This is a genomic window from Dinghuibacter sp. (assembly GCF_035492835.1).
Lineage (GTDB): Bacteria > Bacteroidota > Bacteroidia > Chitinophagales > Chitinophagaceae > Dinghuibacter.
On record NZ_DATJIY010000032.1, the window covers coordinates 26,263 to 38,038 of the forward strand.

The 11,776-nt window shown below is 55.5% G+C and carries 9 protein-coding genes and 1 tRNA gene; 7 read left to right on the plus strand and 3 right to left on the minus strand.

Annotated features, from left to right (window positions below):
* Nucleotides 1–35 precede the first annotated feature (35 nt).
* The 5 genes from rpoC (at nucleotide 36) to VL547_RS03245 (ending at nucleotide 8,112) form a co-directional block, all read left to right on the plus strand.
* Complete coding sequence (rpoC, locus tag VL547_RS03225) at nucleotides 36–4,331, plus strand: DNA-directed RNA polymerase subunit beta' (protein WP_325575124.1); 4,296 nt, start codon at nucleotides 36–38, stop codon at nucleotides 4,329–4,331.
* A 67-nt stretch (nucleotides 4,332–4,398) separates the two neighbouring features.
* Nucleotides 4,399–5,013, plus strand: coding sequence for an OmpH family outer membrane protein (locus VL547_RS03230; protein ID WP_325575126.1), 615 nt, complete (start codon nucleotides 4,399–4,401; stop codon nucleotides 5,011–5,013).
* A gap of 40 nt (nucleotides 5,014–5,053) precedes the next feature.
* Nucleotides 5,054–6,454: an APC family permease gene (locus VL547_RS03235; protein ID WP_325575128.1), complete on the plus strand. Its 1,401-nt coding sequence runs from the start codon at nucleotides 5,054–5,056 to the stop codon at nucleotides 6,452–6,454.
* Nucleotides 6,455–6,457: 3 nt separating this feature from the next.
* Nucleotides 6,458–7,441: a bifunctional heptose 7-phosphate kinase/heptose 1-phosphate adenyltransferase gene (locus tag VL547_RS03240; protein WP_325575130.1), complete on the plus strand. Its 984-nt coding sequence runs from the start codon at nucleotides 6,458–6,460 to the stop codon at nucleotides 7,439–7,441.
* Complete coding sequence (locus tag VL547_RS03245) at nucleotides 7,438–8,112, plus strand: 2-C-methyl-D-erythritol 4-phosphate cytidylyltransferase (protein WP_325575132.1); 675 nt, start codon at nucleotides 7,438–7,440, stop codon at nucleotides 8,110–8,112. Before VL547_RS03240 ends, VL547_RS03245 begins: the two co-directional genes overlap by 4 nt.
* Here VL547_RS03245 and VL547_RS03250 read toward each other — a convergent pair.
* The 3 genes from VL547_RS03250 to VL547_RS03260 all read right to left on the minus strand — a co-directional run bounded on the left by VL547_RS03250 (nucleotide 8,053) and on the right by VL547_RS03260 (nucleotide 10,740).
* On the minus strand, nucleotides 8,053–9,045 hold the full coding sequence (locus VL547_RS03250; protein ID WP_325575134.1) for a GNAT family N-acetyltransferase: 993 nt from the start codon (nucleotides 9,043–9,045) through the stop codon (nucleotides 8,053–8,055). The two genes, VL547_RS03245 and VL547_RS03250, sit on opposite strands and share 60 nt — an antisense overlap.
* Nucleotides 9,046–9,055: 10 nt before the next feature.
* Entirely contained in the window at nucleotides 9,056–9,703 is a 648-nt protein-coding gene (locus tag VL547_RS03255; protein ID WP_325575136.1) for a sugar transferase, read from the minus strand.
* 62 nt (nucleotides 9,704–9,765) lie between these two features.
* On the minus strand, nucleotides 9,766–10,740 hold the full coding sequence (locus tag VL547_RS03260) for a Gfo/Idh/MocA family oxidoreductase (RefSeq protein ID WP_325575138.1): 975 nt from the start codon (nucleotides 10,738–10,740) through the stop codon (nucleotides 9,766–9,768).
* Nucleotides 10,741–10,851: 111 nt separating this feature from the next.
* Here VL547_RS03260 and VL547_RS03265 point away from each other — a divergent pair.
* Nucleotides 10,852–10,925: transfer RNA gene (locus VL547_RS03265), tRNA-Asp, on the plus strand.
* A gap of 381 nt (nucleotides 10,926–11,306) precedes the next feature.
* A complete protein-coding gene (locus tag VL547_RS03270) occupies nucleotides 11,307–11,489 on the plus strand; it encodes a hypothetical protein (RefSeq protein WP_325575140.1) in 183 nt (60 codons plus the stop codon).
* Nucleotides 11,490–11,776 lie beyond the last annotated feature (287 nt).

Consider the following 11,776-nt stretch of genomic DNA (forward strand, 5'->3'; position numbering starts at 1 on the left):
CCACGGCACATTTTTTAACGACATTAATTCGGCATATGGCACTCAAGAAAGATAATCGTCCCAAGGCTACGTTTTCGAAGATTACGATAGGCCTGGCTTCTCCGGACAGCATCCTGGAAAGGTCCTACGGGGAAGTATTGAAGCCCGAAACGATCAACTACCGTACCTACAAGCCGGAAAGGGACGGCTTGTTCTGCGAGCGGATCTTCGGGCCGGTAAAAGACTATGAATGCGCTTGCGGCAAGTACAAGCGTATTCGCTATAAAGGTATCGTGTGCGATCGCTGCGGTGTGGAAGTGACCGAGAAGAAGGTAAGGCGCGAACGCATGGGCCACATCAAGCTAGTGGTCCCTGTAGTACACATCTGGTACTTCAAGAGCCTGCCAAACAAAATCGGTTATTTGCTGGGCGTTAGCTCCAAGAAACTGGAGTCGATCATCTATTATGAACGCTTCGTGGTCATCCAGCCGGGTATCCGGGTGGACAAGGGCCAGAACCCCGGCGACCTGCTGACGGAAGAGGAATACCTGGACATCCTGGACGCATTGCCCAAGGATAACCAATACCTGCCTGACGACGACCCCAATAAGTTCATCGCCAAGATGGGAGCCGATGCCGTCCACGACATGCTGGGCCGCATCGACCTCGATGCGCTCAGCTATTCCCTGCGTAACGCCGCCGCCACCGAGACTTCCCAGCAACGGAAAGCGGACGCCCTGAAGCGGCTAAGCGTTGTGGAAGCATTCCGCGAGGCAGGTCATCGCATCGAAAACTCCCCGGAATGGATGGTGATGCAATACATCCCCGTCATCCCGCCGGAACTTCGCCCGCTTGTCCCCCTGGACGGCGGCCGTTTTGCATCCTCCGACCTGAACGACCTCTACCGCCGCGTGATCATCCGCAACAACCGTCTGAAGCGTTTGCTCGAGATCAAGGCGCCCGAGGTCATCCTGCGGAACGAAAAGCGCATGCTCCAGGAAGCCGTCGACTCCCTCTTCGACAACAGCCGTAAGTCCAACGCCGTCAAGGCGGAAGGCGGTCGCGCGCTGAAGTCCCTGAGCGACGTGCTCAAAGGGAAACAAGGCCGGTTCCGTCAGAACCTGCTCGGTAAGCGCGTCGACTACTCCGGCCGTTCGGTCATCGTAGTGGGTCCGGAGCTGAAATTAAGCGAGTGCGGTCTGCCCAAAGACATGGCGGCCGAGCTCTTCAAACCGTTCATCATCCGTAAGCTGATCGAACGCGGTATCGTCAAGACCGTGAAGTCGGCCCGCAAGCTGGTCGATAAAAAAGAAGCCATCATCTGGGACATCCTGGAAAACGTGCTGAAGGGTCACCCGGTCCTCCTGAACCGCGCCCCGACGCTGCACCGGTTGTCCATCCAGGCCTTCCAACCCAAACTGGTCGAGGGTAAAGCCATCCAGCTCCACCCGCTCGTCTGTTCGGCGTTCAACGCCGACTTCGACGGTGACCAGATGGCCGTGCACGTGCCCCTGAGCAACGCTGCTATCCTGGAAGCCCAGCTGCTGATGCTGTCCAGCCACAACATCCTCAACCCGCAGAACGGGACCCCGATCACCCTGCCTTCGCAGGACATGGTCTTGGGTCTGTATTATATTACGAAGGGACGGAAGACAACCGCGACCGAAATCGTTCGCGGGGAAGGCATGGCTTTCTATTCCGCCGAAGAGGTAATCATCGCGTACAACGAAAACCGCGTCGACCTCCACGCCTGGATCAAGGTCAAGGCCGATGTCCGCAGCGACGACGGGCACATCTCGAGGAAGATCATCGAGACGACCGTCGGCCGCGTGATTTTCAACCAGAACGTTCCCAAGGCAGTAGGCTACGTAAACGCCCTGCTGACCAAAAAGAACCTGCGCGAAATCATCGGGAACATCATCAAATGGACCGACGTCCCCCAGACCGCGAAGTTCCTCGATGACATCAAACAACTGGGTTTCCGCACAGCATTCCGCGGTGGTCTGTCGTTCAATGTGCTCGACCTGACCATCCCGGAAATCAAGCACGAGATGGTTGAATCCGCCCAGGGCGAAGTCGACGAGGTGTGGGACAACTATAATATGGGTCTGATCACCAACAATGAACGTTACAACCAGATTATCGACATCTGGTCGCGCGTGGATACCAAGGTGACCGAAACCCTGATCCGTGAAATGGCCTCGGACAAACAAGGGTTCAACTCCGTGTTTATGATGCTGGACTCCGGGGCCCGCGGTTCCAAACAACAGGTTAAACAGCTTGCCGGGATGCGCGGTCTGATGGCCAAGCCTCGTAAGAGCGGTTCGACCGGTTCGGAAATCATCGAAAACCCGATCCTGTCCAACTTCAAGGACGGTCTGAACGTATTGGAATACTTCATCTCCACACACGGCGCCCGTAAGGGTCTGGCGGATACGGCCCTCAAAACGGCCGACGCCGGTTACCTGACCCGCCGTCTGGTAGACGTCGCCCAGGACGTGGTGATCACCGAAGAAGACTGCGGTACCCTTCGCGGTATTGCCACTTCTTCCCTGAAGGACAATGAAGAAATCGTCGAACCGCTGTACGACCGTATCATCGGGCGTACCTCGGTCCATGATGTATACGATCCGCTGAACGACAAGCTGATCCTCAAGGCCGGTGACCACATCACCGAAGAGATCGCCCAGGAGATCGAGCACAGCGGTATCGACACCGTCGAAATCCGCTCGGTGCTGACCTGCGAAAGCAAGCGCGGTGTGTGCGTGAAGTGCTACGGTAAGAACCTCGCCACGGGCTATATCGCCCAGAAGGGTGACGCCGTCGGTATCATCGCCGCCCAGTCCATCGGTGAACCCGGTACCCAGCTGACCCTGCGTACCTTCCACGTGGGTGGTGTCGCCGGTTCCGCTTCGGTCGAGTCCACCATGCTGGCCAAGTTCGAAGGGACCGTCCAGTTCGACGGTCTGCGTACCGTACAAACCGAAAACAACGAAGGCGACAAGATCCAGATCGTCATCGGCCGTACGGGTGAGCTCCGGATCATGGACGTGAAGAACGACCGCCTCCTTATCACCAACAACATCCCCTACGGGGCGACGCTGAATGTGAAAGACGGTCAAAAGGTTGCCAAGGGTGACGTGATCTGTACCTGGGACCCCTTCAACAACGTCATCGTGAGCGAAGTACCCGGTTCGGTGAAGTTCGAGAACATCATCGAAGGCGTTACTTACCGCGAAGAGGCCGACGAGCAAACCGGCCACCGCGAAAAGGTCGTTATCGAAACAAAAGACAAGACCAAGATACCCGCCCTGCTGGTCGAAGGCGCCAAGGAAGTGAAGTCTTACAACCTTCCGGTAGGCTCGCACATCAGCGTAGACGGTGACGAAGCCGTCAAGGCCGGCCAGGTGATCGTGAAGATCCCCCGCGTCATCGGTAAGCTCCGGGACATCACCGGTGGTCTGCCCCGCGTCACCGAGCTCTTCGAAGCGCGTAACCCCTCCAATCCGGCCATCGTTGCCGAAATCGACGGGGTGGTTGCCTTCGGGAACATCAAGCGCGGTAACCGCGAGATCATCGTGGAAGCCAAAGACGGCGTGGTCAAGAAATACCTGGTTCCCCTGACCCGCCAGATCCTGGCACAGGACGGGGACTTCGTAAAAGCCGGTACGGCGTTGTCCGACGGCCAGATCAGCCCGGGCGACATCCTCTCCATCAAGGGGCCCTTCGCCGTCCAGGAGTACGTGGTCAACGAAATCCAGGAAGTCTATCGTCTACAGGGTGTAAAGATCAACGACAAGCATATCGAGGTCATCGTCCGCCAGATGATGAAGAAGGTCGAAATCGTCGACCCGGGGGATACCAAATTCCTCGAGGGCGATCTGGTAGACCGCTTCGAATTCATCGACGAGAACGACTGGATCTTCGACAAGAAGGTGATCGCCGACGCCGGCGAAAGCGGGAAGCTGAAGCCCGGTCAGATCGGCACCCTCCGCGACGTGCGTGAAGAAAATTCCGTACTGCGCCGCAACGACAAGAAGCTCGTCGAGTTCCGCGACGCGGAACCCGCGACTTCGCAACCGGTGCTGCTGGGTATCACCAAGGCTTCGCTGGGGGTACAGAGCTGGATCTCCGCCGCTTCCTTCCAGGAAACGACAAAGGTCCTGTCCTCCGCGGCCATCCAGGGCAAGTCGGACGACATGCTCGGTCTGAAGGAGAACGTCATCACGGGCCATCCGATCCCGGCTGGTACCGGTCTACGCGACTTCGAGAACATGATCGTCGGGTCGAAGGAAGAATACGAGTTGCTCCAGACCTCCCGGGAAGTGATGCAGTTCGACGAAGAAGAATAACTATATTGCGTATGTACGATAAGAGGCTGTCACAAAAGACAGCCTCTTTAGTTTAAATCTAAAGACTTTGAAAAATTTATCCCTGGTACTGAACGTAATCCTGCTGGTCGCTGTCGGCATTTTGTTTTATTGGCACTTCAAGGGCTCTTCCAACGGAGCCGCCCCCGCCATCAACATCGGCCCGACTGCCAAGGATTCGCTGGTATTGCATCCGCTCAAGGTGGCCTACGTGGACCTGGATACGATCGAGGAGAAATTTGCCTATTTCAAGTCCAAGCAGAATGACTTCGACCGGGAAAGGGAAGAAGCCGACCGTGACCTGAACGCGGCAGCCAACGAGCTGGAGCGCAGGCGGCTGGCGATGGCCCAGAAGGGCGCCACCCTTACCCAGACCGAGGCGGAAAGCTTCCAAAAGGAATATACGGCACGGATGCAGGACCTGCAACGCCAGCACGACCAGAAACAGCAGGAGTTCGCCACCAAGCAGCAAAAGATCATGGATGACATCCAGACGAAGATCAAGTCTTTCCTGGATGAGTACAACAAGACCAAGAAGTACTCCTTCATCTTCACGACCGGGAAGGGCGCGCTGAACCTGTTCTACGAGGATACGGCCTACAACATCACCGGCGAGGTGCTGGAGGGGCTGAACAGCTCGGTCCCCGTGCCAAAGGAGAAATAAGGCGCCTTTGGCCGTAGTTCCGCAAAAGGAAATCTAACATATGCCCGAAAAAAGCTCTCCCGGTTTTAAACAATCCCTCGGTCTCCTGGATGGGACCATGCTTGTCGCCGGATCGATGATCGGTTCCGGTATTTTCCTGGTTTCCGCCGACATTACCCGGCAGGTAGGCAGCTCCGGCTGGCTGCTCTTTGCCTGGTTGCTGTCCGGCTTTCTGACGGTAGCCGCCGCGGTCAGCTACGGAGAATTGAGCGGCATGTTCCCCAAGGCCGGCGGACAGTATGTTTACCTGCGCGAGGCTTTCTCGCCCCTGCTGGGATTCCTGTATGGCTGGAGCTTTTTCGCGGTCATCCAGACCGGCACCATCGCCGCGGTGGCGGTGGCGTTTGCCAATTTTACGGCGTATTTTTTTCCGGGACTGGACAGCAAGCTTTTGTCTTTGGGTTCATTTACGCTCGACGGGCGCAGCCTGCTCGCGCTCGGATCGGTGGCCTTGCTGACGTATATCAATTCACGGGGGGTCAAAGAGGGTAAGTTTATCCAAACGGTGTTTACGGCAGTCAAGCTCGTCGCCCTGTTCGGGCTGATCGTCTTCGGTGTGTTCTTGGCGGCCCGCTCGGATGTGTGGCACGCCAACTGGACGGACGCCTGGACGATGCGGCATTGGAACGCGGATTCCTCCACCTGGTCATCCGTCGGGCTGATCGCCGGGCTGGGTTTCGTATCGGCTGCGATGGTAGGCACGCTCTTCAGCAGCGACGCCTGGAACAGCGTGACCTTTATCGCCGGGGAAATCCGCAGGCCCGAACGCAATATCGGTCTGAGCCTTTTCCTGGGAACGGTCATCGTCTCGGTGATCTATATCCTGACCAACCTCATGTACCTGTCGGTGCTGCCGTTGCACGACATCGCCTTTGCCCCGAATCAGCGGGTGGCCACCGCGGCGGCGGAGCATATAGCCGTGGGGGCGGGCGGGGTCATCGCCGCCCTGATCATGATCTCGACGTTCGGGTGTAACAACGGGTTGATCCTTTCCGGGGCGCGGGTGTATTATACGATGGCGCAGGATGGGCTTTTCTTTAAGAAAACGGGCACCTTGAACAAGAACGGCGTTCCCGGCTATGCGCTCTGGATTCAATGCGCCTGGACCTGCCTGTTGTGCCTCAGCGGGAGCTACAACGCCCTGCTGACCTACGTTATATTCGTGGTGTTGATATTCTATATCCTGACGCTCGTGGGGATATTCGTCCTGCGTCGCCGGCGGCCGGACGCGCCGCGGCCGTATAAGGCATTCGGCTACCCGGTACTGCCGGCGGTCTATTGCCTGCTGGCCTTCGTGATCACGGTTTGCCTGTTCCGTTACCAGACCGCCGACACGTGGCCGGGGGCTTTGATTGTTGTCTCGGGTATACCCATTTACTATATTGCAGTCCGTAAGCGGTAAAACATGCGTTTCGACGAACTTTTCGAAGGATTCAGGAACATCAGGGTTGGCGTCGTAGGGGATGTCATGCTGGATACCTATATGTGGGGACGGGTCGACCGGATTTCGCCCGAGGCGCCCGTGCCGGTGGTGGCGTTGAATAGTAAGGAATATCGTTTCGGCGGCGCGGGCAACGTGGCCATCAACCTCCAGGCGCTCGGCGCCCAGGTATCGGTACTGTCCGTCATCGGAGCCGACGAGGATGGGGCCGTATTGAAGTCGTTGTTCTCCGAGGCCGGCATTGACGCCTCCTACCTGCTCGCCAGCCCGTCGCGTATCACTACCAACAAAACCCGCATTATCGCCCGCAACCAACAAATGATGCGGCTCGACAATGAAATCACGACCGACCTTTCGGTGGAAGATAGTATGCTCCTGGAGGCGCACGTATTGCGTTATCTCGACGAGGTCAAGCCCCAGGTGCTGATCTTCCAGGACTACAACAAGGGAGTCCTCACCGACGGGCTGATCGGCACTGTCATACGCCTTTGCAAGGAGCGCGGCGTACTGACCGCGGTCGACCCGAAGCGGAAGCACTTCTTTTCCTACCGGGACGTGGACATCTTCAAGCCGAACCTCAAAGAGGTGCGGGAAGGGCTGAACCTCATCGAGGAAGAAGTGTCCCCGGAATGGCTGCAGAACGTGCACGCGCAGCTGGTCAACCAGCTGCACCACCGGATATCGTTTATCACGCTGTCGGAGCGGGGCGTGTTCTATCAGGATGGCGCCTCCTCGGGGCTTTTGTCTTCCCACGTCCGGAATATTGCGGATGTCAGCGGGGCAGGCGACACCGTGATCGCCGTTGCTTCGTTGGTGTATGCCACCACGCGCGACGTCCGTCTCATGGCCGCGATCGCCAACATCGCGGGCGGGTTGGTTTGCGAAGAGGTAGGGACCGCGGCAATAAAGCGTGACGTTTTGCTGGCGGAATGTAATATGTTGTTATGAATAAAGTAGCAGTGATCGTGGCCGGTGGGAGCGGCAAGCGCATGAAGAGCGCATTGCCAAAACAGTTTATGATGCTGAAGGATAAGCCCGTACTGTATTATACGCTCCAGACCTTTTTAGAAGCCTACCCCGACCTCCAGATCATCCTGGTGCTGCCGGTGGAATATATCGACCTGGGCAAGGAGATCATCGACGGTTATTTCGACCCGGGACGTATCCGCATCGTCACGGGCGGGGACAGCCGCTTCCATTCGGTAAAGAACGGGCTCACCCTGATCGAAGATGAGTCCATCATCTTTGTCCACGACGGCGTCCGCTGTCTGGTGACCCCCCAGCTCATCCACCGCTGCTATATGCAGGCCCTGGAGACTGGTAGCGCCATCCCGACGTTGATCTCCAAGGACAGCGTGCGGATCGAGACCGAAGAGGGCAACGAGCCCGTCGACCGGAACAAGGTGCACCTTGTCCAGACGCCACAGACGTTCCATTCCAAGTTGTTGTTACCCGCGTACCAGATCGACTTCAAGGAGCGCTTTACGGACGAAGCGACCGTCGTGGAAGCCTTCGGGCTGAAAGTGAGCCTCGTGGAAGGCGAGGAGACGAACATCAAGCTAACGCGGCCGGTGGACATGTTCCTGGCGGAAAGAATACTCGAAGATAGGTCGGCTTAGCTCCTGCCTGGGTCTTTCGGCGTGTTTCAGCCAGCGCAACGGTCCGGGCATACGGTTCAGCCGGATGGCCGCGTAAGGCTGCTCATACGCCCCAAAACCCCGGTAGAACATCGCCAGCGATGGGATATCCGATCCTTCGAAGTCGAAGGTCAGGCCGGAGCCCGCGTGTTCCCGGATAAATCCGTCGAGTAGCATATGCGAGGCACCTACTTCCCGCCCTTCCGGGTGGTTCCCCGCCAGCACATAGTAAGCCCGCGTATGGGAGAACAGGAAAACGCCGCTGGCCAGGAGCTTGCCTTCCTGGTTGACAACCCCCCGCGTTTGGGCCATCTTGTCGTCGTGTAATCGCCGATAAAGCTTTTCGAAGTGTTTATAGTGTTCCCTCTTCAGTTTGGTGAGGGCGCTCAACTGTTTTTCCGCCAGGTGTATTACCCAGTCCACGGGAATGTCCATGGCGTAGGACAGGTTCGCTTCCCCGGCCTTTTGCAAATTGTTTTTCAGGTCTTTTCGATATCCCTGGCGGATCGTTTCATAGGCGCTGTTCAGCGGTAGCAGGAAGTTCATCCGGGGATACAAAGGGAAACCGGTATCGGGTAAAAGGTTTTCCGAATTCAGGGCGAATTCCCAGAATCGGAATTTGCGCGGGATCGCTTCTAAAAATGCTCTGAGGATTTCCGTCTCGACGGCTTCCCGTTGAAATACGCCGCCTTCGGCGCTCAGGTAGGGTTGGTAGAGGTAGAGTATCCCCCACTTCCTGTTCCAGGTCAGGGGCATGACCGCATCATAATCGTCCAGGACCAGCCCGTCCCAACGCGGGCTCATGTGGTCCAGGTACATGGAGTAAGCATAGATCGAGCCGTTCGAGGCTTCCGCTATGCAACGATCCCATTTGGAACGGTCGATCTCGTGCTGTGCAATGTAACGTATCGACAAGGTGTATAGGTTATTTTCCCTTTCGCCCAAGGACCACCCCCACCGATCTTGCCAGGATCGCCAGGTCCATCCCCAGGGAACGGTTTTCGAAATAATACTGGTCGTACCGTTGGCGGTCGATCATTTCGGCTACGTTTGATGCGTAACCGTAATTGACGATACCCATTGACGTCAGACCCGGCTTTATGTTTAAAAGCCTTTTATAGTTTGGCGCCTTTTCAACGATCTTGTCTATATAATGCTGCCTTTCAGGCCGGGGGCCTACCAGCGACATGTCTCCCTTCAGAACGTTCCAGAGCTGCGGCAGCTCGTCCAGCCGCCACTTCCTCAGGACGCGGCCCGTTATCGTTATCCTTACGTCGTTTTCCGTTGCCAGCGCCGGGCCATTTTCTTCCGCATTTTGACACATCGAACGGAACTTATACATCGTAAAGGGCTTGCCGCCCTTACCGATCCGCTCCTGTGTGTACCATATGGGGCCCTTTGACGTCAGTTTTACCACGATGGCGACCAACCCTATCAAAGGGAGCGCCAAAATAAAGGCCAAGAAAGATATTAGCAGATCCAGAGGGCGTTTTAACTTTTGGTCGTTTATGACTCCATCGCTTAATCTGATGGGTATCATATCGAGAGCCGCCAAAGGCTGAGGACGTTTCATAGCATTGGATTACCCTCAAAAATAAACAATTATCCGAGAAAGTGTATATCCCTAGTGGTCTTTTAAGCTACTGGCTGGTTGCGCTGGATTTTTTGCAGGATCTGGTGCGCCACCTCCATGGAACGGTAGCCGTCCATTTCATCCACTTCGGTCGGCCTGTTTTGTTTTATGGCTTCGACGAATGCCATCAATTCGAGCTTCATGGCGTTCTCCTGCGGAACCTTGGGATAGGCGATCGCGATCGTCTTTTTGCCGTTCCCCGTTTCGATATCAAAACTGAATTCATCCGCCCGCTTCTCCGTCTGCATCTTGATGATCTCGGTCTTTTTCTCCAGGAAGTCGATGCTGATATAAGCGTCCTTCTGGATCAGCCGCATCTTCCGCATCTTCTTCATGCTGATCCTGCTGCTCGTCAGGTTCGCCACGCAACCATTGTGGAACTCGATCCGCACGTTCGCGATATCGGGGGTATCCGTCATCACCGCCACGCCGTTGGCGCTGATCGACCGCACTTCACTCCGCACCAGGTGCAGGATGATATCGATGTCGTGGATCATCAGGTCCAGGATCACGCTCACCTCCGTACCCCTCGGGTTGAACTGCGCGAGCCTATGGACCTCGATGAACATCGGGTTCAGCTTTGTTTGCTGGAGTGCCAATAGAGCCGGGTTGAACCGCTCGACGTGTCCCACCTGCAGTTTGATGCCCGCTTCCTTGGTGAGCTTGACGATGGCTTTTGCCTCCTCCATGGTGTTCGCCAAGGGCTTCTCCACGAAGACGTGCCTGCCTTTTCTTATCGCCGCTTCGCAAAGCTCGAAATGATAAGGGGTAGGGGAGACGATGTCCACTGCGTCGACGTCGTTTATCAGGTCCTTGGGGTCTTTATAGCGTTTCAGGTTGTATTTGGCCTCCACCTCGCCGGCCGTCTCGTCGTTTGGATCATAAAATCCCTGGATTTGCACACCCTCCATCTCCCGCCAGTTGTTCAGGTGGAACTTCCCCAGGTGACCTACGCCAAACACGCCTACTTTAATCATTCTTAAGCTTTTGCAAGGCATAAAGGTACGGGTGGGCTTTTGTAAAAAAACTTCGCTAAATTTTTTGTTGCGGGGGATTTCCCCTTATCTTTGCACTCCCAACAACGGAACGGATCGGTAGTTCAGTTGGTTAGAATGCCGCCCTGTCACGGCGGAGGTCGCGGGTTCGAGTCCCGTCCGGTCCGCAGAGTCGAGGTTCACAGCAATGTGGACCTTTCGCTTTTGTACACGATCGGACACTATATCCCCTGCATTTTAGTTATTTATAACGTAGTGCCACGAGTACCTTCTTCTGCCTTTACATGATTGGACAGTATCGCACTCGACCAAGAAACGGAGGGGTTATGCGATTACCTGTCAAGCCGATTTGTGGGAAGGTCTGTAGTAACGGTACCGCCATTATCTACTTTCAGTATTGCTATAATTGGGACGCGAATCTAAAAACACTACTTAGTAAAACTGGGTATAAAGCGCCTGGCGACTTTGTCGGACTGGGCTACGCTACGTACAAGACCGAAACAAGTCGTAAATTTGATGACGGGTATAGAGTAACTGACAAATATAATATGAATACACTTGACATAATAAAGGAAGAAGGTGAGATTGTAGGCCGTGAAAAGGCCGCAGTTATTTTCGTTCAAAATCTATTGAGGCAATCCGATTTCTCCGTTGAAAAAATCGCGGCTGTCGCCTCCGTTTCAGTAGAATTTGTGAACGAGATAAAGAAGAACCTGAACGGGAAGCATTAAGTTGCCCCTTCACTGATATAGCATTGAACCGCTGGCCGACGCTGGCGGTTTTTTTTATGCCCTGGTGGCGCCACGATTGTGATCGGAGCCCTGTCATCTGGCGAACGTGCGCCGGCAGTTGGTACCAGCTAGGCCCTGGGATGGAACGAGATTGAGGTACCCGTGGGTAGTTACCTTCTTGATAATCAACATAATAGATTGTCTCATATCCGGTTCTATTCTATAATTACTTTGCATGTATATTTAATAAATATTCATGCAAAGAGGTCAATTTTAGCTATTTTTGC